Annotated in this window: 23 protein-coding genes; 22 read left to right on the top strand and 1 reads right to left on the bottom strand. The window is 62.4% G+C overall.

Annotated features, from left to right (window positions below):
• Positions 1 to 37 precede the first annotated feature (37 nt).
• From SJY33_RS10740 to SJY33_RS10720, 5 genes are all read left to right on the top strand, one after another.
• Positions 38 to 1900: an ATP-binding cassette domain-containing protein gene (locus tag SJY33_RS10740; RefSeq protein WP_379922752.1), complete on the top strand. Its 1863-nt coding sequence runs from the start codon at positions 38 to 40 to the stop codon at positions 1898 to 1900.
• Positions 1901 to 2397: 497 nt separating this feature from the next.
• Positions 2398 to 4428 (top strand): ribonucleoside-diphosphate reductase subunit alpha, encoded by a 2031-nt coding sequence (locus SJY33_RS10735; protein WP_379922751.1) that lies wholly within the window; start codon positions 2398 to 2400, stop codon positions 4426 to 4428.
• Between the two features lie 84 nt (positions 4429 to 4512).
• Positions 4513 to 4698 (top strand): hypothetical protein, encoded by a 186-nt coding sequence (locus SJY33_RS10730; protein WP_379922750.1) that lies wholly within the window; start codon positions 4513 to 4515, stop codon positions 4696 to 4698.
• Positions 4699 to 4769: 71 nt separating this feature from the next.
• Positions 4770 to 5816 (top strand): ribonucleotide-diphosphate reductase subunit beta, encoded by a 1047-nt coding sequence (locus tag SJY33_RS10725; protein WP_379922749.1) that lies wholly within the window; start codon positions 4770 to 4772, stop codon positions 5814 to 5816.
• 6 nt (positions 5817 to 5822) lie between these two features.
• Positions 5823 to 6848 (top strand): DUF2806 domain-containing protein, encoded by a 1026-nt coding sequence (locus SJY33_RS10720; RefSeq protein ID WP_379922748.1) that lies wholly within the window; start codon positions 5823 to 5825, stop codon positions 6846 to 6848.
• A 579-nt stretch (positions 6849 to 7427) separates the two neighbouring features.
• Here SJY33_RS10720 and SJY33_RS10715 read toward each other — a convergent pair.
• On the bottom strand, positions 7428 to 7601 hold the full coding sequence (locus SJY33_RS10715) for a hypothetical protein (RefSeq protein WP_379922747.1): 174 nt from the start codon (positions 7599 to 7601) through the stop codon (positions 7428 to 7430).
• Between the two features lie 148 nt (positions 7602 to 7749).
• Between SJY33_RS10715 and argB the strand changes: the two genes are divergently transcribed.
• The 17 genes from argB to SJY33_RS10630 all read left to right on the top strand — a co-directional run bounded on the left by argB (position 7750) and on the right by SJY33_RS10630 (position 22368).
• A complete protein-coding gene (gene argB, locus SJY33_RS10710) occupies positions 7750 to 8673 on the top strand; it encodes an acetylglutamate kinase (protein WP_379922746.1) in 924 nt (307 codons plus the stop codon).
• Positions 8674 to 8800: 127 nt separating this feature from the next.
• Positions 8801 to 9082: a YggT family protein gene (locus SJY33_RS10705; RefSeq protein ID WP_379922745.1), complete on the top strand. Its 282-nt coding sequence runs from the start codon at positions 8801 to 8803 to the stop codon at positions 9080 to 9082.
• On the top strand, positions 9082 to 9978 hold the full coding sequence (gene folD, locus SJY33_RS10700; protein ID WP_379922744.1) for a bifunctional methylenetetrahydrofolate dehydrogenase/methenyltetrahydrofolate cyclohydrolase FolD: 897 nt from the start codon (positions 9082 to 9084) through the stop codon (positions 9976 to 9978). Before SJY33_RS10705 ends, folD begins: the two co-directional genes overlap by 1 nt.
• A 55-nt stretch (positions 9979 to 10033) precedes the next feature.
• Positions 10034 to 10810: a hypothetical protein gene (locus tag SJY33_RS10695; protein ID WP_379922743.1), complete on the top strand. Its 777-nt coding sequence runs from the start codon at positions 10034 to 10036 to the stop codon at positions 10808 to 10810.
• A gap of 54 nt (positions 10811 to 10864) precedes the next feature.
• Entirely contained in the window at positions 10865 to 11488 is a 624-nt protein-coding gene (locus SJY33_RS10690; protein ID WP_379923573.1) for a MarC family protein, read from the top strand.
• A gap of 146 nt (positions 11489 to 11634) precedes the next feature.
• Positions 11635 to 12216 carry a TerD family protein gene (locus SJY33_RS10685; RefSeq protein WP_379922742.1) on the top strand — a complete coding sequence of 194 codons (582 nt, stop codon included), beginning with the start codon at positions 11635 to 11637 and terminating at the stop codon, positions 12214 to 12216.
• A 56-nt stretch (positions 12217 to 12272) separates the two neighbouring features.
• Positions 12273 to 13418: a TerD family protein gene (locus SJY33_RS10680; RefSeq protein WP_379922741.1), complete on the top strand. Its 1146-nt coding sequence runs from the start codon at positions 12273 to 12275 to the stop codon at positions 13416 to 13418.
• Between the two features lie 44 nt (positions 13419 to 13462).
• On the top strand, positions 13463 to 14515 hold the full coding sequence (locus tag SJY33_RS10675; protein ID WP_379922740.1) for a DUF475 domain-containing protein: 1053 nt from the start codon (positions 13463 to 13465) through the stop codon (positions 14513 to 14515).
• Positions 14516 to 14591: 76 nt separating this feature from the next.
• The gene (locus tag SJY33_RS10670; protein WP_379922739.1) at positions 14592 to 15170 is read left to right on the top strand and encodes a TerD family protein; all 579 of its coding nucleotides are present in this window, start codon (positions 14592 to 14594) and stop codon (positions 15168 to 15170) included.
• Between the two features lie 58 nt (positions 15171 to 15228).
• Positions 15229 to 15810: a TerD family protein gene (locus SJY33_RS10665; protein ID WP_379922738.1), complete on the top strand. Its 582-nt coding sequence runs from the start codon at positions 15229 to 15231 to the stop codon at positions 15808 to 15810.
• Positions 15811 to 15830: 20 nt separating this feature from the next.
• Positions 15831 to 16988, top strand: coding sequence for a S1C family serine protease (locus SJY33_RS10660; RefSeq protein ID WP_379922737.1), 1158 nt, complete (start codon positions 15831 to 15833; stop codon positions 16986 to 16988).
• A complete protein-coding gene (locus SJY33_RS10655) occupies positions 16981 to 18123 on the top strand; it encodes a phosphoribosyltransferase domain-containing protein (RefSeq protein ID WP_379922736.1) in 1143 nt (380 codons plus the stop codon). The genes SJY33_RS10660 and SJY33_RS10655 overlap by 8 nt, the downstream gene beginning before the upstream one ends.
• Positions 18120 to 18869 carry a sucrose-6-phosphate hydrolase gene (locus tag SJY33_RS10650; RefSeq protein ID WP_379922735.1) on the top strand — a complete coding sequence of 250 codons (750 nt, stop codon included), beginning with the start codon at positions 18120 to 18122 and terminating at the stop codon, positions 18867 to 18869. The genes SJY33_RS10655 and SJY33_RS10650 overlap by 4 nt, the downstream gene beginning before the upstream one ends.
• Positions 18869 to 19942, top strand: a complete 1074-nt coding sequence (locus SJY33_RS10645; RefSeq protein WP_379922734.1) for a cysteine protease StiP domain-containing protein — start codon at positions 18869 to 18871, stop codon at positions 19940 to 19942. The genes SJY33_RS10650 and SJY33_RS10645 overlap by 1 nt, the downstream gene beginning before the upstream one ends.
• The gene (locus tag SJY33_RS10640; RefSeq protein WP_379922733.1) at positions 19942 to 20856 is read left to right on the top strand and encodes an HpcH/HpaI aldolase/citrate lyase family protein; all 915 of its coding nucleotides are present in this window, start codon (positions 19942 to 19944) and stop codon (positions 20854 to 20856) included. The genes SJY33_RS10645 and SJY33_RS10640 overlap by 1 nt, the downstream gene beginning before the upstream one ends.
• Entirely contained in the window at positions 20853 to 21812 is a 960-nt protein-coding gene (locus SJY33_RS10635) for a toxic anion resistance protein (protein WP_379922732.1), read from the top strand. Before SJY33_RS10640 ends, SJY33_RS10635 begins: the two co-directional genes overlap by 4 nt.
• 79 nt (positions 21813 to 21891) lie before the next feature.
• Positions 21892 to 22368, top strand: a complete 477-nt coding sequence (locus SJY33_RS10630; RefSeq protein WP_379922731.1) for a hypothetical protein — start codon at positions 21892 to 21894, stop codon at positions 22366 to 22368.

The raw sequence follows: 22368 nt of genomic DNA, 5'->3' as shown, positions 1-22368 counted from the left end.
ATTGGGACGCGCCCGATAGCCTGTTAAGGGCGCGCCCATGCTTACAATCGACGGTGTCACAGTGCGGCTTGGCGGCCGGGCCATTCTTGAACGCGCCAGCGCAACCGTGCCGGTGGGCGCGCGCGTCGGGCTGATCGGTCGCAATGGCGCGGGCAAATCCACGCTGATGAAGGCGCTGATCGGCGAGATCGAGCCTGACGACGGCGAAATCAGCAAGCCTTCGCGCGCCAAGATCGGCTACATTGCGCAGGAAGCCCCCAGCGGCAGCATGACGCCGGAAGAGGTTGTGCTGGCTTCGGCCACCGAACGCGCTGAACTGCTGGCAGAGCTGGAAACCTGCACCGACATGGACCGCATGGGCGATGTTCACGAGCGTCTGCTCGCGATCGACGCCTATTCGGCGCCTGCACGCGCCGCCAAGATCCTGAACGGTCTGGGCTTTGACGATGAGATGCAGCAACGCCCCGTCGACAGCTTTTCGGGCGGCTGGAAAATGCGAATCGCGCTGGGTGCGTTGCTGTTTTCCGAACCCGATATCCTGCTGCTGGACGAGCCTTCGAACCACCTCGATCTGGAAGCGACGCTGTGGCTGGAAAACTTCCTCAAATCCTACCCCGCCACGCTGGTCGTCATCAGCCATGAACGCGACCTGCTGAACAAGGTGGTCGATCACATCCTGCACCTGCAGGGCGGGCAGTTGACGCTGTATCCGGGCGGGTATGACGCCTTTGAAAAACAGCGCGCCGAACGCGCCGCGCAGATTGCGGCGGCCAAGGCATCGCAGGATGCGCAGCGCGCGCGGCTTCAGGATTACGTTGCCCGCAACTCGGCGCGCGCGTCTACCGCCAAGCAGGCGCAATCGCGTGCCAAGATGCTTGCCAAGATGCAGCCGATTGCGGCGCTGGCCGAAGACCCTTCGCTGACCTTCGATTTTCCCGATCCCGCCGAACTCAAATCGCCGATGATTACATTGGATCATGCGGCGGTGGGTTACGGCGAGGCGCCGCCGATCCTGAAGCGTTTGAGTTTCCGCATCGATGCCGATGACCGGATCGCGCTGCTGGGCCGCAATGGCAATGGCAAGACAACGCTGGCGCGCCTGCTTGCCTCGCAGCTGACCCCTGCCGAGGGGGAGATCAACGCGCCCGGCAAACTGAAGGTCGGGTATTTCACCCAGTATCAGGTGGAAGAACTGGCGGGGGAGGAAACCCCGCTCGATCTGATGAACCGCGCCATGGAAGGGCAGACCGCAGGGGCGATCCGTGCCCAACTGGGACGTTTCGGCTTTTCCGGCCCGCGGGCCAACCAGCGCGTCGACAAGCTTTCGGGCGGTGAACGCGCGCGGCTGGCGCTGGCACTGATTACCCGCGACGCGCCGCACCTGCTGATCCTGGACGAACCGACCAACCACCTTGATGTCGATGCGCGAGAGGCGCTGATTCAGGCGCTCAACAATTACACCGGCGCGGTAATCCTCATCAGCCACGATCGCCACATGGTCGAACTGACCGCCGATCGCCTCATCCTCGTCGATAGCGGCACCGCGCGCGAATATGCCGGCAGTATGGAGGATTACATCGACTTCATCCTCGGCCGGAACCAGCCCAAGGGCAATGCCGGGAAGGGCAAGGGACAACGCGGCGCCGCCAATTCGGGTGCCGATCTGCGTGCGGCGCAATCGGAACTTGGCAAGGCGGAAACCGCGATCGCCCGCCTCACTGCGGAAGTGGACGCCTTCGACCGGGAAATCCTTGCGCTTTCCGCCAGATCCGGCGGGCAAGGCGGAAGTGCCATGCAGGCGTTGCTGACCAAGCGCGCACGGGCCGCCGATTCGCTGGCAGAGGCCGAACAACGCTGGCTGGCTGCCGGAACCGCGCTTGAGGCCTTCGAACAGGCCTGAGCCTGCCTGCACGGCCCACCCGGCCACACGCGCAACAATCGCAGCTTTGCGTGTGCAAAAGATTCACGCGTGGATTCGAATGAATCAGCGCTTATTTTTTTCTTCACAGATTCAATTTGGGGGTTGCGGGCCGCGCGACTCAAGCTTGGTCCACGCGTCGCGGTAGAAACGGGCGCCTGAAACCCGGCGGCGATGGTAACTAAGTGCTTAAACGCCCGTTGACGGGAGTCGCGTGGTGATTCATCATCTAGTGGTTCGGTGCTAATCGGACCCCCAAGCCTTGGTGAAACCTCCGCCGCCCTCTAGAGGGCAGATGGCAGAAGATTTGCCTTGGCCCCAAGGTCTGCTGCGCATTGCGAATGGGTTCGGCAGACCTGCCAGCACGTCCAATAACAGGGTGGGCTGTTGGCAAATCTGTGGACCAACCGGTATAGAACAGAATCAGAACATGGCCCCTTGCGCCCTGGTGCTGATTCGGCGGACAAGTGGGGCTTCAGATGGATTTCAAGGCGAGCGACAACGTGCCGGGTGATGTGGTGAATAGCGACGTGACGAACGAACTGGACGCCGGCACGATCGCCGCGCCGTCCGCGAAGGATGAGAAAGCAGTGACAATGAAGACAACCGATGCAGGCTCCGACGTGCTGATTGCCGCCAAGGCGGGTGAGGCACTGGCCGGTGCCATGGCCGAAGTTGCCAAGTCGGCTGCTGTGGACAGCAAGAAGGTCAACGACCGCCGTTTCACCATCGTCACCGATTCCAGCCGCGATGCGCGCCTGACCGATTTCGGCAAGGAAACGCTGAACGACCGCTATCTGCTGCCCGGCGAAAGCTATCAGGATCTGTTCGCCCGCGTGGCCGATGCCTACGCCGATGATGATGCACATGCGCAGCGGCTGTACGCCTACATTTCGAACCTGTGGTTCATGCCCGCCACCCCGGTGCTGTCGAACGGCGGCACCAACCGGGGCCTGCCGATTTCGTGTTACCTGAACTCGGTATCCGACAGCCTCGAAGGGATTGTCGACACCTGGAATGAAAACGTGTGGCTCGCCAGCAAGGGCGGCGGGATCGGCACCTATTGGGGCAATGTCCGCGGCATCGGGGAGCCTGTCGGCCTCAACGGCAAGACCAGCGGGATCATTCCGTTCGTGCGCGTGATGGATTCGCTGACGCTGGCGATTTCGCAAGGCTCGCTGCGGCGCGGATCGGCGGCGTGCTATCTCGATGTCAGCCATCCGGAAATCGAGGAGTTCCTCGAAATCCGCAAGCCCAGCGGCGATTTCAACCGCAAGGCGCTGAACCTGCACCACGGCGTGCTCTTGACCGATGAATTCATGGAAGCCGTGCGCGATGGCGCCGAATTCCAGCTGCGCTCACCCCGCGATGGGAGCGTGCGCCAGACGGTCGATGCGCGCTCGCTGTTCCAGAAGCTCGTCGAAACGCGGCTGGCCACGGGTGAACCCTACATCGTCTTCAACGACACCGTGAACCGCATGATGCCCAAGCATCACCGCGATCTGGGGCTGAAGGTTTCGACTTCGAACCTGTGCAGCGAAATCACGCTGCCCACCGGCGTAGACCATCTGGGCAATGATCGCACCGCGGTGTGCTGCCTCTCCTCGCTCAACCTCGAAACCTGGGAAGAGTGGAAGGGCGACAAGCAGTTCATCGAAGACGTGATGCGCTTCCTCGACAACGTCCTGCAGGACTATATCGACCGCGCACCCGACGAGATGGCGCGCGCCAAGTATTCGGCCGAACGCGAACGCAGCGTGGGCCTTGGCGTGATGGGATTCCACTCCTTCCTGCAGCAAAAGGGCATCGCCTTTGAAAGCGCGATGGCCAAGGCGCTGAACCTTACGATGTTCAAGCACATCCAGGCCAAGGCATCCGAAGCCTCGATGCTGCTCGCACAGGAACGCGGGCCCTGCCCCGATGCCGCCGATATGGGCGCGATGGAGCGGTTCAGCTGCAAGATGGCGATCGCGCCAACCGCGTCGATCAGCATTATCTGCGGCGGCACATCGGCTTGCATCGAACCGATCCCGGCCAATATCTACACCCACAAGACGCTGTCGGGCAGCTTCATCGTGCGCAATCCGTATCTGGAAAAGCTGCTGGAGAAGAAGTCGAAGAATTCGACCAATGTCTGGAATTCGATCCTCGAACGCGGCGGATCGGTGCAGCACCTCGACTTCCTGACGCCGGAAGAAAAGGCGGTCTACAAGACCAGCTTTGAAATCGATCAGCGCTGGCTGCTCGAATTCGCCGCCGACCGCACGCCCTATATCGATCAGGCACAGTCGCTGAACCTGTTCATCCCGGCCGATGTCGACAAGTGGGATCTGATGATGCTGCACTACCAGGCGTGGGAACGCGGCATCAAGTCGCTGTATTACCTGCGGTCCAAGTCTGTGCAGCGCGCCGGCTTCGTCGGCGGGGTGGAGGCGGACAACACCTCCGAACTCGCCAAGATCGAACTCACCGCCGAGACCGATTACGAGGAATGCCTGAGCTGCCAGTAAGCGCCCGGCACCAGAGCGCAGCGGGCCGGCATTGCCCGGCGCTGCGCTCTGTCCCGAAAAAATGAAGACAGGGGACGAGACATCATGAATCTGCCGTTTGCCATGGCCATCTTCGGGCTGATCGTCAGCGCGGTGTTCGCCTTCAACGCGGTGCGCGAACTGCGCCGCAACGTGCCGGGCCATTCGCGCAATGCAGCGATGATCCACGTCGCGATGGTATCGATGCTTGCCCCTTTCTGCCTGTTCGTCGTCTTCGCCTACGCGCCGTAACGACGCTGTGAATCCGGGAGCCTTCGCGCTCCGTACCTGCCATTTTCCGATCTGTTCCAGGAGACCCGCCCATGTCGCTTCTCGAAGCCCGCTCGACCTACAAGCCCTTCCAGTACCCTTGGGCCTATGACTTCTGGAAACGCCAGCAGCAGATCCACTGGATGCCCGAAGAAGTGCCGCTGGGCGAAGATTGCCGCGACTGGGCGCAGAAGATCACCGAGAACGAGCGTAACCTGCTCACGCAGATCTTCCGCTTCTTCACCCAGGCCGATGTCGAAGTGCAGAACTGCTATCACGAAAACTACGGCCGGGTGTTCAAGCCCACCGAAGTCAAGATGATGCTCGCCGCGTTCTCCAACATGGAAACGGTGCACATCGCGGCCTATTCGCACCTGCTCGACACCATCGGCATGCCCGAAAGCGAATACAGCGCCTTCCTCGAATATGAGGAAATGAAGGACAAGCACGATTTCCTGCAGACCTTCAACGTCGAAAGCGACGAGGATATCGCCCGCACGCTCGCGGTGTTCGGCGGCTTCACCGAAGGGCTGCAGCTGTTCGCCAGCTTCGCGATGCTGATGAACTTCCCGCGCTTCAACAAGATGAAGGGCATGGGCCAGATCGTCAGCTGGTCGGTGCGCGACGAAAGTCTGCACTGCGAAGGCATCATCAAGCTGTTCCACACCTTCTGTGAGGAACGCCAGTGCCTTACCAAGGCGGTGAAGGAAGACCTGATCGACATCTGCCAGAAGACCGTGCGTCTGGAAGACAACTTCATCGACCTCGCCTTCGAAATGGGCCCGATCAACGGGATGAGCGCCAAGGAAATCAAGCGCTACATCCGCTACATCGCCGACTGGCGCCTGAAGCAGCTGGGCCTGCAGGAAATCTACATGATCGAAGAACACCCGCTGCCGTGGCTCGCGCCGCTGCTCAACGGGGTGGAGCACGCCAACTTCTTCGAAACCCGCGCGACGGAGTATTCGAAGGGCGCGACGCGGGGCGACTGGAACACCGTGTGGTCGTCGTTTGACAAGCGGCAGAAGGCCAAGGCCGTGAACGAGGACGGGGCTGAGGCGGCCGAGATGGGGCTGTTTGGGGTTCAGGCTGCAGAGTAGGGGAGTATGTCTAGCGGTAGCGGAGAAATAGACTCTGTTCTTTCGGCGCTGCCGGCTATCCCCGCAGGAACGAAAATCGGTTTCTTGAAGGCCGTAAGTTTCCTTTTTGGGGGAGTGGGATCATATATTTCTACATGGATTCGACGGGCGTCCCAGCCCGTCGATGATAAAACTGACGCAAGGTCCCTCATAACAAAAGCAGTGGCTGAAGCGGCTGCCAAGGAGGCGTCGTCTGATCCTGAAATCGTGAGAGCTGCGATCGCAGCTTATCTTCCAAAAGAGCTTAGGCGAGCAGAGAACAAAGCACGGGTGGTTCAGGCAGCTGCGGCGACACTTATCGAGCAGCCAGAGAATAGAGCATCGTCTGACGAAATTGATGAAGACTGGCTCAACATGTTTGAGCGGTCTTGTGAGGACGCATCTTCCGAGCAGATGCAGAGAATGTGGGGAAGAGTTCTCGCTGGCGAAATAACAGAGCCGGGACGATTTGCGAAGTCTACAGTGCGACTGATATCGGAGCTAGACAAGCAGACTGCCGAAATTTTTGAGGAATACTGCTCAAACAGCGTCCAAGGCATACTCTTCCACATCGACGAGATCGATTTTCCTGTTAGTAGGCTAATTCAGCTTGAGAGTGCGGGCCTTATAACAGGCGCCAGTGGCGCCTTTGGGTGGGTCGCTCCCGTCATTGAAGAAAATCAAGTCGCGATTCTTGGCAAAAAGTTGGCTCTGCTTGGCATACTAGAAACGGGAAAGGGATTCTCGATTACGGCGAGCCAATTTACAAAGGCAGGCTCAGAAATATCAACGCTGATTTTGCCCACCGATGAAGAAGCAGTTCTACAGAAAATTTCCGGGTATCTCGAAACTATGAAGCCCAGTGTGGTGCGTAAGGATCGCCTCCTTGGCCTTTCACTCTGCGAGATAAAAGATACATCAGGAACTTCTTATTCCCTCAACGAGCTTCGGAGAATGTTTGGGGTAAACCCGTTCCTTGACCGTATGGCTGAGGAGTCAGAGACCAAGACTTGATCCGACAAGCTGTTTCCTCTCGCTAGCTGCGGCGCAAGGCGGCGGCACATGTGAAGCGCGACCGCAAGCGGTTCCCTCCCTCGCCTTCCCGGGCTTAACCCGGGACCCCGCTTTTTTCTTCTGCCGCTTCCAAGGCAGCGGGGCCCCGGATCAAGTCCGGGAAGACTGTAATGGGAGCGCCGACCCTCCACCACCCCGTCACTCCGGCGCAGGCCGGGGCCCAGCTCTCTTCCGCTGACGCGCGCGCTGGCCCGCTCTGGGTCCCGGCCTGCGCCAGGATGACGGTGGGGGCCGCTCGCCGCGCCGCTCGCTGCGGTGCCGCCGCTTTCCTACACCCCTCGCACCCGGCTAACCCTGCGGCGTCATGCCCACCCTCTCGCCTTGCCCCGCCACGCCGCCGCGTCGCTGCACCTTTGCGGGGGCTGATGCTCGCTGCGTGCAGGGGCCTGTGCAGATTCCAGAGTGGGGGCCAGAGAGGCAGGCACGGTTTTCTTGTCTAAGACAGTGTCTCATCTGTCTCATGGTTCAGGCAGCAGGCGCTTTGGCTGAACGGCGTGCGGGGCGCTTGCCGCGTTGCAGTCAGTCGCGGCTCTCTTCGCGCGGGGTTGCGCGCCGGTCTGCGCCCGATCGCCGGTCGCCCTTGCGGCGGTCGGGCCCATCGAAAGGCTGCCGCGCCCGCCGCCGCTCGCCGCTGCGGCGTCCGCCGCCCGGTCGGTCCGCGGGTGTGCCGTCTGTGCCGGTGCTATCGTTCATGAACCCTCCCCTTCGGTTGGGGGATAGCATTATGGTGTAAAAATTCCCTATCGCACATACCGGGTCGCCAAGCGACTTGGCCCGGCGCCTGCGAGCCGCTACGGCGCGGCGCATGGGCGCGATGGGCGCGCAAGGGGTTTGACCGCCGGTGACTGACAAGCTGAACCACACGCCGCCGCGTTCGGGTGCCGATACGCCCGATCTGGCCAAGGCCGAAGTGCTGATCGAGGCGCTGCCCTATTTCCAGCGCTATGCCGGGCGGACATTCGTGGTGAAATATGGCGGTCACGCGATGGGCGATCCCGAAGCGGCGCGGGACTTTGCCGAAGATATCGTGCTGCTGCGCGCGGTCGGGATCAATCCGGTGGTGGTCCACGGCGGCGGGCCGCAGATCGGCCAGATGCTGAAGCGGCTGGGGGTGGAAAGCACCTTCGTCGATGGGTTGCGCGTCACCGATGAAGCGACCGCCAAGGTGGCTGAAATGGTGCTGTCGGGGGCGATCAACAAGGAACTGGTCGGCTGGATCGCAGCGGCGGGCGGCAAGGCGATCGGCATTTCGGGCAAGGATGGCGGGCTGGTGACAGCGCGCAAGGTCAATCGCACCACCCGCGATCCCGACAGCCAGATCGAACAGGTTGTGGATCTGGGCTTCGTGGGCGAACCGGCGACGGTGGATACCACGGTGATCGATACGATGGTGGCAGCAGGGATGGTTCCGGTGATCGCCCCCATCGCACCGGGCGAAGACGGCGCGACCTACAACATCAATGCCGATACGATGGCAGGCGCCATCGCGGCGGCGCTGGGTGCGGCGCGCCTGTTCCTTTTGACCGACGTGGCAGGCGTGCTGGATGGTGAGGGCCGGTTGTTGTCCGACCTCACCCCGGACGACATCGCCAGGCTGCGCGAAGACGGGGTTATCCGCGGCGGCATGGTGCCCAAGCTGGAAACCTGCGTCGCCGCCGTGCAATCCGGGTGCGAAGCGGCCGTTGTGCTTGATGGACGCGTTGGCCATGCGATGCTGCTCGAATTCTTCACGGCTCGCGGTGCAGGCACGCTGGTGCGGGCTTGAACGATCGGGCGGGAGCGGGAACTGGGATATGGCGCAGAGCGTATTAACCAGCTAATACGCCTGGCAAGGGACAGACACGGGCGCCCGCGCCACATCGGCCGCGCCTTCGCAACGGAAACGGATCGCAATGACTGACGCACTCATCCAAATTCTTGCCATGATCATCAGCACCGCAAACATGCTGCTGATCGTCTGGTTCATCATTGGTCTGCTGTTCGCCTTCAATGTGGTGAGCCCCAGCAACCAGTTCGCCTATGCTGTGCATGATGCATTGAGCCGCCTGTTCGAGCCTGTGCTGCGCCCGATCCGCAAGGTAATGCCTGACACCGGCGCCATCGACTTTTCGCCGATGGTCTTTCTGTTGATCCTGAATGCCGTGGGCTACATTCTTCAAGGCGCCGCAAGCTGATGCAACAGGCAAAGCGGATTGACGGCAAGGCGTTCGCGCAGGATTTGCGCGACCGGATCGGTGCGCTGGCCTTGGCGTTTGCGCAGGTCACGGGACGGCGGCCGGGGTTGGCGGTCGTGTTGGTGGGCGAAGACCCGGCCAGCCAGGTCTATGTCGGCGCCAAGGCCCGCGCCTGCGAAGAAGCCGGTATCGCCAGTTTTGAACATCGGCTGCCCGCGGAAACGAGCGAGGCAGAGCTGCTGGCCCTGGTTGAACGGTTGAACCGCGATCCGGAAGTTGACGGGATACTGGTGCAGATGCCGCTGCCAGGCGGGCTGGACGAACAGGCCGTCATCGGCGCGATCAGCCCTGACAAGGATGTGGACGGGTTCCATGTGATCAACGCCGGGCGGCTCAGTGTCGGACAGCAGGGCTTTGTGCCCTGCACCCCGCTGGGCTGCCTCATGCTGCTCAAGGATCATCACGGCGACCTTTCGGGGCTGGAAGCGGTGGTAATCGGCCGGTCGAATATTGTCGGAAAGCCGATGGCGCAGCTGCTGGTTGATGCCAACGCGACCGTCACCGTGGCGCACAGCCGCACGCAGAACCTGCCCGATGTGGTGCGTCGCGCCGACATTGTCGTGGCCGCCGTGGGCCGGCCCGAAATGGTGCGGGCCGATTGGATCAAGCCTGGCGCAAGCGTGATCGATGTCGGCATCAATCGCCTGCCGCCCGAAGAAGGCAAGCCCAAGGGGCGGCTGGTGGGTGATGTCGCCTTTGGAGAAGTCAGCGCAGTGGCGGGCGCGATCACGCCGGTGCCGGGCGGAGTCGGGCCGATGACGATTGCGGTCCTGCTGCGCAACACGCTGGTCGCGGCCTATGGTCATGCGGGCTTGCCCCTGTCTGAAGGGGTATAGCCCCTGCATCGCTTGATCTTCGACAAGCGCGGGTTGCGGAAGTAGGGTGCATGGCATGATCCGATCCGTCTCTGCCTTGCTGGGGTCTTGCGCGCTGTCGATGGCTCTTGTTGCATGTTCCTCAAGCCAGATGCCCAAGGGGCCGCCGCGGGCGGTGATTGACCGGGCCTTGAAATCGGCGCCGGGCGCGGCGCAGCCCAGCACCATCGTTGCTGCCGAACTCGCCTTCGCGCGCGCTGCGCGTGAGCGTGGGCAGTGGACCGCTTTCCGCCAGTTTGCAGCGCCCGGTGCATTGGTTCACGGCCCTGACGGGCCCTTGGCGGTCGACGCCTGGCTTGCAGGCAAGGCTGACCCGGCTGCTGCGGTACAAAGGCAGCCGCGCGTAGTGGCGGTAAGTTGCGACGGGGCGCTTGCTGTCGGCAAGGGGCGCTATCGCGATCCGCAGGGCAGGGTCGGCAGCTTTGTGACCGTCTGGGAACGCCAGCCCAGCGGCGACTATCGCTATATCTTCGATGCATCAGGCGACGATGTGCCGCAGCCTCCACCACCGCCGCAACAGCAGGTGGAAGAAGGCGATATTGTCGTGACTGAAATGGACGCCGTAACAGGGCTGGTAGCCAGTTGCCCGCGCAAGGATACAACGGTTCCGGCGCCGCCCGCCATTCCCATCGGCGAAGATGGCAAGGCCGATGCGCGGCTGTCGCGCGATGGCACGCTGCGTTGGCGTTGGGAACAGTCTGCCAATGGTACACGTTCGATCGTGGCCGATTACTTTTACGAAGGCCGCTGGCTTAATGCCATTGAACAAAGCCTTGTGCTGACAGGCGAATGATGTGAGTGGCGCGATGACCTTCCTGACGCGAGACCAGAAAAGCCCGCCGCTGTGCTGACAGAACTTTTCATTTCCGCCTTTGTGACTCTGTTCGTGGTGATCGACCCTCCGGGGTGTGCGCCGATCTATGCCGGACTTACCAAGGGTGCCACGCGCGAACAGGCGCGTACGATGGCGTTGCGGGCTACTTTCATCGCCACCATTATCCTGCTGATTTTTGCCCTGTTCGGGCAGGAATTACTCGGTGCGCTGCATATTGAACTGGATTCGTTCCGCATTGCTGGCGGGCTTATGCTGTTTTTCATCGCGTTTGACATGGTGTTCGAAAAGCGCACGCAGCGGCGCGAGGAACGGGCTGAAAAGATCGCTGCGACCGCCGAAGTCGAAGACGTATCGGTTTTTCCCATGGCGATGCCGATGCTGGCGGGCCCCGGCGCGATTGCAGCGATCATGCTGCTGATGAACGAAGCCGAAGGCTGGCCCGAAATGATCGAAGTGCTGGCCGCGCTGGGGCTGGTGCTGGCCATCACCGCCGCAGCACTGGTGGCTGCGGGGCCGCTGATCCGCCTGCTGGGCGACAAGGTCGAGGCCGTCATCACGCGGCTGCTTGGCGTGTTGCTGGCGGCGCTGGCGGCGCAATATGTGATCGACGGGCTGAAAGGCAGCTTCGGTATCTGAGGCTGGTGAAACCCTTTGCTAGTTAATGAATCTGTAATAAATTCAAGGATTCACGCTGGATAACCGAAGCTTGGGCTACACTTGACACCCCACAGCCCAGCAGGGATACACCGTACTTGCATTTTATGCGGGGAACGGGGGTTTCGGTGGGAATTTCGCTCAAGAAAAGCGAATCGGTAAGCCTGGCAAAAGCCGCGCAGGACGGATTGTCTCACATCAGCCTTGGCGTGGGTTGGGATGTGGCGAAGAAGGGCTTTTTCGGCGGGTTGCTGGGCGGCGGCGGCGATATCGATCTTGATGCGTCGTGCATCACCTTCGATGCCGACAAGACCGTGCTGGAATTGGTGTGGTTCGGAAAGCTTACCAACGCATCGGGCACGATCCGGCACAGCGGAGACAATCTAACGGGCGAAGGTGACGGGGACGATGAAAGCATTGTCATCCAGCTCGACAAACTCGATAGCCGCGTTGAATATATCGTGCTCACGGTCAACAGCTTCCGTGGGCAGACCTTTGACAAGGTCGCCAATGCGTTTGGCCGGGTGGTCGATGCGCGCAGCGGGCGTGAGATTGCCCGGTTCGACATATCGGATTCGGGCCCGCACACCGGCTTTGTGCTCGCCAGCCTGTCGCGTAACGGCGGGCAGTGGGATTTCAAAGCGATTGGTGAACGCACGGGCGGGCGCACGGTTCAGGATCTGACCGGCCCTGCCCGCGCTATTCTGTAACAGAATCCGGACGCCGGGAACACGGCGTCATATGCAACCCGGCGGGAGCCTGAACCATGCAATTGCAACGCGGCGAAAAGCGCGCACTCGCCGATCTGGGTATTGCGCCCCAATGCGAAATGACGATCGAATTCGGGATGGATGGCATCGATATTGCGGCCTTCGGTCTCGAAGCGGGGCAGAAAATCGGCGATGATCGCTATGTCGTGCTGTTTTCGAATCCCCGGTCACCCGGCGGGGAAATCAGCATGACAGGCACGCCGGGGTCGGCCCGTTTCACAATCGATCTTGCAAAGCTGCCCGTCACTATCGACCGCATCGTGTTTACCGCCACGCATGACAGCCGCGCCGTTGGCGAAGCGCGTCCGCTGCGTTTGGCTATCGATGGCGGCAAAGCCACCTTCGATGCGGCCGCGGGCCTTACCAACGAAAAGGCGGTGATGCTGGCAGAACTCTACCGCCATGCGTCAGGCTGGAAGCTGGGCACGATCGGGGCCGGTTTTGCCGGTGGCCTTGCCGCGCTGATAAGGCATTTCGGCGGAGAGGTTGCCGAAGCTGCGCCTCCGCCGGCCCCGCCGCCGCCTCCCGCGGCCCCCGTAAGCTTGAAGAAGATCAGCCTCGACAAGGGCAATTCCTCGGTCAGTCTGAAGAAGCAGGGCAGCAGCTTCGGGGAAATCGTGCTCAACCTCAACTGGACCGCGCGCACGCAGAAGAAAGGCTTTTTCGGCGGCAGCCAGCAGCTCGATCTGGATCTGGGCGTGATCTTTGAACTGGCCGATGGCCGGGGCGCAGGCTGCATCCAGGCGCTGGGCCGCAGCTTCGGTTCCTACCACCAGCCGCCCTTCATCGAATTGTCGGGCGATGATCGCACCGGCGCGGTCGCCGCTGGGGAAACGATCCGGGTCAACGGCCAGCATTTCGATCAGATCCGCCGCATCGGCGTGTTCGCGCTGATCTACGAAGGCGCGCCCAATTGGGCCGAGACCGATGGAGTGGTCAGACTGAATATTCCCGGCCAGCCGGAAATCGAGGTGCGCATGGACGAAACCGGCAGCCGCGATCGGCTGTGCGGGATCGCCACGATCGACAATGTCGGCGGCGAATTGAAGATGAGCCGGCTGATGCGCTTTTATTCCAGCCAGAAACCTTTTGCCGAAGACATCGGTGTCTATCTTCAATGGACACGTGGCAGTAAGGACTAGGCCACAAGGTCCCGCACGATGCGGCCAGAAGGAAAGACGTTTCGATGTTCAAACATTTCGGGGGCTCGCTGCTATTTACCCTGGCGGGCCTGCTTTTGGGCGCGTGGTATGGCTGGGAGCTGACCGGCACGCTGGATGGCATGCTGGGGATCGTGTGGATCTGCGCGGTGCTGGCGGTGCTGGAAGTGTCGCTGTCCTTCGACAACGCCGCGGTCAACGCGTCTGTGCTGAAGGATATGTCGCCGATCTGGCAGCAACGCTTCCTCACCTGGGGTATCGCGATCGCGGTGTTCGGGATGCGGATTGTCTTCCCGCTGGTGATCGTGATGGTCGCCGCCCAGCTTGGCCCGGTCGAAGCGGTCAATCTCGCGCTCAATTCCCCGGCCGAATATCAGCGCATCGTCAGCGATGCGCATATCGGGCTGATGGGCTTTGGCGGCGCGTTCCTCGGGATGGTGGGCCTTAAATACTTTTTCGATTCCGAAAAGGAGGTCGACTGGATCGCCGCGATCGAACGGCCGCTGTCCAAGGTTGCCGAGATTGAGGCGATTGCGATCGGGCTGGTGCTGGCCGCGATCTGGGGCACCTCGACCATGCTGGCCGATGCCGATGCGCTGACCTTCATCACCGCCGCGATTGCCGGCCTGCTGGTCTATCTCGCGGTCGAGATCGTCAACCACCTGCTCGAACCGCCCACGCCCACCACCGGCGATGTCGCCAAGGCGGGCTTCGGTGCGTTCCTGTATCTCGAAGTGCTCGACGCGAGCTTCAGCTTCGACGGGGTGATCGGGGCATTTGCGCTGACTAACAACCTCATCATCATTGCCATCGGCCTCGGTATCGGCGCGATGTTCGTGCGTTCGATGACGATCTTCCTCGTGCGCAAGGGGACGATGTCGGAATATCGCTATCTCGAACACGGCGCTTTCTATGCCATCATGGCGCTGGCGATCATCATGTTCATCAACACCTTCGCGCACATCCCCGAAGTCATCACCGGCCTGATCGGCGCGGTGCTGATCGGATTGGCGTTCTGGTCCTCGGTGCGCTGGAACAAAAGCAACCCCGACGGGACGCCCGAAGACGCGCTGGCCTAAGGCCGGCGCACCATTTCACCACGAACGGCGGCCGCATCACACCCGGCCGCCAGACTTGAGAGAAGGAAGACGTACTATGGCGATCTCACTGTCGAAGGGGGGCAATGTCAGCCTGTCGAAGGAAGCCCCCGGGCTTGACCGCATCATGGTTGGTCTAGGCTGGGACGTGCGCGCCACTGATGGTCAGGATTTCGACCTCGATGCCTCGGCGTTCCTGTGCAAGAGCGATGGCAAGGTCCGCAATGACGCCGATTTTGTGTTCTACAACAACAAGAACGCGGGCGGCGGCGCGGTCATCCATCAGGGCGACAACCGCACCGGCGAAGGCGACGGCGATGACGAACAGGTCGAAATCACCCTGTCCAAGATGCCCGCCGATGTCGACAAGGTCGCGGTGGTCGTGACGATCCACGATGGCGACAGCAAGGGCCAGACCTTCGGCCAGGTGTCGAACGCCTTCATCCGGCTGGTCGATACCAACAACAACAACGAAGTCGTGCGTTTTGACCTGTCGGAAGATGCCTCGGTCGAAACCGCGATGATTCTGGGCGAAGTTTATCGCCACGGCGCAGAATGGAAGTTTCGCGCGGTCGGCCAGGGGTTCAAGGGCGGCCTCGGCCCGCTTGCCGGTCACTTCGGTGTGAACGTCGGCTAAAGCGCACGCGGCGCGCTGTGCAGACGGCGCGCCGCACGTCAAAAGGGGAGCACTGACTATGGCGGTTTCGCTCAGCAAAGGCGGCAATGTTTCGTTGTCGAAGGAAGTACCGGAGCTCAACGCCGTCACAGTCGGTCTTGGCTGGGACGTGCGGCGCACCGATGGCACGGATTTCGATCTCGATGCCTCGGCCTTCGTGGTCGGTGCGGATGACAAGGTGCTGTCGGACGCGCATTTCATCTTCTACAACAACAAGACCTCGCCCGATGGCGCCGTGGTGTACAGCGGCGACAATCGCACCGGGGAAGGCGACGGCGATGACGAGACGATCCACATCGATTTCGGCAAGCTGGCGCCCGATGCCAAGAAGGTTGTGATCGCGGTCACGATCCATGATGGCGAAATCAACGGCCAGAACTTCGGTTCGGTCCAGAACGCCTTTGCGCGTGTCACCAACCGTGCCGATGGCAAGGAGCTGGCTCGTTACGACCTGTCCGAAGACGCCTCGATGAATGTCGCAATGATCTTCGTCGAACTCTATCGCGGCTCGGCGGGGGACATCAAGGTCAAGGCGATCGGCGAAGGCTGGCGCAGCGGGCTTGCGGGCCTCGCGGGCGCGATGGGCGTTAATATCGGCTGATCGGGCAGGGCCGCAAACACATGCCGCCTGCTCAGCCCGGACAGCGCCTTCCCATCAGCCCCAAGGCTGATTGCCGCATCGCCATGCAAGGGCCGGAAGCCCCGCGCATCGCAATCGCGGCGATCAGTCACGCTGGTGGCCAGGATGGCCGCGCGCTCGCCTTCGACCGGACCGACCCGCAGCATTGGAACATGGACAGCATGGCCGAACTGGACGGCGATTTCGAGATCGTCGCCTATGTCATGGATGATCGCCATGGCGGCTTCGCCAATGCGGCCTATCCGATCCATATGGAGGTGGACGGCACGACGCACGTGATGCCAGCGCCATCGGAACAGCTTGCTGCGGTCATCCTCGCCGAGGTTTATACCCGCAATGGCGAACGGCGAATGAAGCTGTCGAACGAAGGGTTCACCTTTGGGATCGATGCTTATGTCAGGTCGCGCAATCTGGGCGCGGTGACGGTGCCGTTCCGCAATGCGCCCGATATTCCCCCTCCCGGAAACGGCCCGATCCCCCACCCGGACGGCCGCAGTCACAATCGTCCCAAGCCTGCACCCGGCCAATTGATCGGATCGGGCAGCGGCGTGCTGATCGCGCCCGATCTGATCATCACGAATGCTCATGTGGTCGAGGATGGTCAGCGTTTCGAAATCGATCCGGCGCGTGACAAGGCCGTGGTGCTGGCGGTGGACGTGCAGCACGATCTGGCACTGCTGCGCTGCCAGACCGCAGGCACCCCGCTGCCGCTTAGGATCGGATCACCGCTGTTTCTGGGCGAGGATATCATGGCCGCCGGATTCCCGCTGATCGATGTGCTGGGCGCCGATCTCAAAGTGACAACGGGCAATGTCTCGGGTCTGACGGGCGGCGGCGGGGATGTGTCGCGTTTTCAGTTTAGCGCGCCGATCGGTTCGGGATCATCGGGCGGCGCCATCATCGACGAGTTCGGCAATTTGGTGGGCATTACATCGGCCAGCCTCGCGCACGACAATATGCGCCATCGCGGCTCGATTTCGGAAAACGTGAACTTCGGCATCCGCGCCGCGCTGGTGTACGAAATGGCGGCGGCAGCGGGGGCGGATGTGCCGCCGCTGGCGATTGCGACCGACAATTTGCGCCGCAATGTCGTGGGCCGGTTGCGGGGCGGCGTTGTCAGTATCATCATCCATGCCTGACACAGTTGGCGATATGGTGACGGTTGATTTGCCAACCGGGCAATTGGTGCTGCGCGGCGTAGCGCCTGCCCGGGTGGCGCAGCTGTGCGATTTTGCTGCAAGAGCCAATCCCAAACGCGGGTTCCTGATCGTGTCGAAAGTCCTGGGGCGGCATCTGCCCGCAGCGCCTCACGCCATGCGCGCTGCCGCCGATGCCCTTGCAGTGCAAATACCGGGCGGGCTGGCAGAACCAGTGCTGTTCTGCGGCATGGCCGAAACGGCCACCGGCCTTGCGCAAAGCGTATGGGCGGCATGGCGCGTGCGGAATCCGGGCTGCGCCAGCGCCTATATCCAGAGCAGCCGCCAGATCGCGCCAGGCGCGCGTGTCCTGTGCCGGTTCGAAGAAGGCCACAGCCACGCCGCATCGCATATGGTGCAGGTCAGCGCCGATATCGAGCCGACGCTCGCCGCTGCCCGCAGCCTTGTGATCGTCGATGACGAATGCAGCACCGGCAGCACCTTTGTCGAAGCGGCCGAGGCGCTGGTTGCAGCGCTTCCGCAGATCGAGGCGGTGCATTGCGCCAGCCTTACGGACTGGAGCGCGGGCGGCTTCCTTACCCGGATGCCGCGTCCCGCCGCCACCCATGCGCTGATCGCAGGCACGCTCGAATGGACGCCGGGCGCGGGGCAGGCCGCTGCCATCCTCGCCCCAGCCGCAGGCCGCCACGGCACCGCGCCTGCTTCGGGGATGCGCAGCCGCACCGGCTTGCTTGCGCCCGAGGCCGCCCACCGCGCGCCGATCGTTGCCGCACCGGAGGAGCGGGTGCTGGTTCTGGGTGATGGTGAGCACGCCTATGAAGCACTGCGGATCGCCGAAGATCTTGCCGCACAAGGCGCGATCACCGCCGTCCAGTCGATCACCCGCACACCTGCTCTGATCGGCCATGCGATGCAGAGCGTCACCATGCTTGCCGACGCCTATGGTTCGGGGGCGACCTGCCATGTGTACAATCTGCTCGCGCACGAACCAGACCGCATCGTGGTTGCTTCCGAAATTTCGGGCGGTCAGGCGCAGGCGTTGGCGCGCTGGTTATCGGACGAAGGCAGCAGTGCGGTGGTAGAACTTGCCCGGTGCCGCTACGGGCCGCAGCCATGACCATGCGCCCGCTGATCCTTGCCGACCTCGATGACAGCCTGTTCCAGACGCGGGGCAAATGTGGCGATTGGCCGGACAATTCGCTGAGGCCCATGAGTTGCCTCGTCGATGGCAGCCCCAGTGGTTTTGCCACGCCGCCGCAGCAAGCCTTGCTGCACTGGCTGGAGCAGGGCGATATGGTCCCTGTGACAGCACGCAGCCGCGAGGTCATGGCGCGGGTGGATATTGCGCAGGCTCCTGCGGTCTGCGCCAATGGGGGCTGTGTTCTCACCGCCGATGGGACACCCGATACGGTCTGGCACCGCCATCTTGAAAGCGAAGCACGGCGATCCGACGCTGCAGATACGCTTTATCCTGACCTTACCAATGGGCTTGACCCTGTTGCCTTCCGTCATTGGGTGGTCAGCGAAAATGGCCTCCCGCTCTATGTTGTCATCAAAAGCAATCACGGCGATGAACGTGCGTTGGCCGACGTGGCAGATGCCTCGACATCGAAGGTGCCCGATGGCTGGCGCACCCACGCCAATGGCAACAACCTGGCATTCCTGCCACCATGGCTCAGCAAACGGGCTGCTGTGCGATACATCCTCGACAAAGTGCGGCGCGAAAGCCCGGAACGGCTGGTGATCGGCATTGGTGACAGCTGGTCAGACACGGGCTTTCTCGATCTGACCGACATGGCGATGATGCCGACACAGGGTCAGCTGTGGCAGCACATTGCGCGCGGGAACGAATGGGTCGACTGATGCCTCCTTTCCACGGCTCCTACGCGCCTGCGGACGTGACCTTCCTGCTCAAGCCCGCGACCATCGGCCTGACCGACGTGCGCGCCAAGGAGGCGCTGATCCAGTCGGGCGAGCGGCATTATTCGGAAATGCTGTCACCCGAACGTCTGCCCGATGCCCGCTATCTCGATCTTTATCATGCCGCCCTGACAAGGAACGGCAGTCGGTTGCGGCACGATGTCGCCGCGCTCGCCGACGCAATTGTTGCGCGGCCCGAAACGGCGCAAAGCTGCACTATTGTATCGCTTGCCCGAGCTGGCACCCCCATCGGCGTCCTGCTGCGACGTGCGCTGGTCCGGCGGGGCCTGGATGTGGTGCACTATTCCATCAGCATCATTCGCGGCCGCGGGATCGACCGGACAGCGCTGGCCCACATTGCTGCAGCACGCGGGACATGCGATACGGTGTTCGTGGATGGCTGGACGGGCAAAGGCGCGATCACCGGCGAACTGGAGGCCAGTCTGCACGACGGCAGCACCGGATTTGCCCCCTTCCTTGCGGTGATTGCCGATCCTGCAGGCTGCGCTTCGCTGGCGGCAACATCGGAGGATTATCTGATCCCGTCCGGTATCCTTGGCGGCATTGTGTCAGGGCTGGTCAGCCGGTCGGTCCTGTCGGATGATCTTGTGGGGCCGGGCGATTTCCACGCCTGTCGCTACCTTACCGAATTTGCCGATGTCGACCAGTCGCGCGCCTTTATCGCCGCGGTTGAGGCAGCCGCGCTTCCCAACGTGCCATCGCCCGCCTGGAGCCGCGCCGGCGCCTGTCAGAGCCGCCTGTCCTGCGCGGCGCTGCTGGATAGTCTGATGGCCGAATGCGGGGTACCGGATCGCAACCGGATCAAACCCGGCATTGCCGAAGCGACCCGCGCGGTGCTCCGCCGGGTTCCCGACGCGGTGTTTGTGCGCGACAAGGGGGACGCGGAAGTGGCGCATCTTCTTCATCTGGCCGCACAATCGGGTATAGATGTGTACCAGCGCAAACTTGGCAACTATCGTGCCGTCACCGTGATTGCCAAGGCAGGAGACCTGTGATGACCAAGGCAGTCGAACTGGGCGCGACGCTTTACATCCCGGTGCAGCACCCCCGGCTGGCCGAGGTGCTTGCCGGTGCCAACGCCGATCTGCGTTCGGTGGTGATCTGCCTTGAAGATTCGCTTCACGAAGCCGATGTCGGCGCGGCGCAGGCGGTGTTCAGCGACACCCTGCAATCCCTCGCGGACGCCCCGCCGCAGCTCATCGCCTATGCCCGGCCGCGCAATCCCGCGATGCTGACCTGGATGCAGGCGCAGCCCGGGGTGGAGCGATTGGCAGGCTTCGTCTTGCCTAAGATCACCAAGGGCAACTTGCCCGACTGGCTGGCACGGTTGGAAACCTTCACGCACGGGATCATGCCCACTATCGAAAGCGCCGAAGCCTTCGACCGTATGGCGCTGTCGCATATGGCCGCCGTGCTGCAACCGCTTGGCGACCGCGTTCATGCGGTCAGGATCGGGGGGAACGACATCCTCAACCTGCTTGGTGTGCGGCGTTCGCGGGAGCGGACGGCCTATGACGGCCCGTTGGGCCTTGCCATCACCACCATGGCATCGGTGTTTCTTCCCGAAGGCATGGCGCTGTCTGCTCCGGTGTTCGAACACTATGCCCAAAGCGACCTGCTGCGGGAGGAAGTCGCGCGCGATATCGACCATGGCCTGCTGACAAAAACCGCGATTCATCCGATGCAGGTGGGTATCATCCATGAAGCGCTGCGTCCGTCACCAAGCGAAGCGGACGAAGCCCGCGCCATCCTTGCCCGCGAAGCGTGCGCGGTGTTCGGACATGGCGGCAGCATGTGCGAGCCGACCACTCATGCGCGCTGGGCTGCAGGCGTGCTTGATCGCGTGGCTGTCCACGGGCTGCGCGGCGCCATTCCCGGCGTGTCAGAGCAGCCGACGCGGGTCGCGTGACCGCAATTACCAAACGACGCCATGCGGAACTCGCCGGGCAGGCGTTGAAGTATGTGGCCGAATTGCTGCTGATCGAGCCGCTGAGCCCAGCGTTTGACCACAAGCTTGAACAGGTCGAGGCATTGGGGCGGAGCGAAATCGCGCAGCTTTCCGCGCGCCACGCCGGAAGCCTTGCGCACGTCGCGCCGCCGCCGACGGGCGGGATCGCCCGCGCAATTGCGGGTCTTCGCAGTCTTGCCGAAAGCCTTGAACCGCTGCGGCGCGGCAATCTGGCGGGCGGGACGAAGCGTTTTGCTCTGATCCCGGTGACGCCGGACCCCAAGGCCTATTTCCGCCGCTATCGCGCCGCGCAAAGCGAGATCGAGGCCGCGCTTGCCGCTCTTACGCGTGAACGGGACGCACTGATCCGCGCCAACGTGTCGCTGGAGGCCGAGCAATCGGGCCTCGCACCGCTGCTCGGCGCGCTGGAAGAACACACGCTTTTTGCCGAGGAACTTGTCCTGACGCTGACGGTCCGCGCCGATTCCATTGCAACAACCCAACCCATGAAGGCGCACAGGTTGCAATCGGATGCGCTCCATACCGTCCAGACCCGGCTGCGCGATCTGACCGAGGCGCGCGCGCTTGCGCAGCAGGCCGTTGCCTTGCGCCATGTTGTCACCGATACCAATGCCCGCCTGATAGACGGCATTGAGCAGGCCACCGCCACCATGCTCCTTGTCCTGCGCACTGCAATCGAGGCCGCGCGGCTGATGGCTCAGCAGGAACTGGTGCTGGACGGTATCGCCAGCCTTGACCGTGCGGCGAGCAACCTGATCGCGGAGAACGAACCGGCGCATCAGGCCGATAGCGCCGAAGCCTTGCAGGCGGCCTTCGCCAAGCTCTACGAAGCGCTCGATCAGCTGGATACCGAGCGCGTCGGCAGCCCGTCGCGCATCCTTGATCCAAGGGGTTAAGCTGCTGGTGGCGCTGGCCTTGGCACGGTGTTAGGACACATCACCGGACACGCGCCGGGTTAGGGAGACGTGAAGGTTCGTGGGCCTGTTTGATTCGATCCGGAAGATGTTCGCTGCGCCAGACGCCGGGCCGGGCCCCACGCCCGCCGCGCCGCCGCCCGCGCCGCGCAAGCCCGCGTTCGATTATGAGGATCAGCGCATCCCCACAGGCGCCCGTGACAAGATCCGCACCATTCTTGCATGTCTTACCCAGGTCGAGGGCATGATGGACCGCGAACAGGTGCGAGCGGTCAGCCGAACCGAGATTGAACTGATGCGCGATGAGCATCTGCCCAAACTGGTCAAGAGCTACATCGACATCCCCAGCGCGCACCGCGCCGAAATCTTCCGCAAGACCGGCAAATCCGCCAGCTTCATTCTGGAAGAAAGCCTGGATGCGGTGCAGGCCCGGATCGACGAAATTGCGCGCAATCTGGCGCAGCACGATCTGGATGCCTTTTCCAGCAACGCAGCTTTCATCAGCCGCCGGTACAGCGATACCGACCCGTTCCGGTGA

Source organism: Erythrobacter sp. R86502, assembly GCF_042466465.1.
Lineage (GTDB): Bacteria > Pseudomonadota > Alphaproteobacteria > Sphingomonadales > Sphingomonadaceae > Erythrobacter.
Note: the sequence above shows the minus strand (reverse complement) of the source record. Positions and strands in the feature narration are given on the sequence as shown.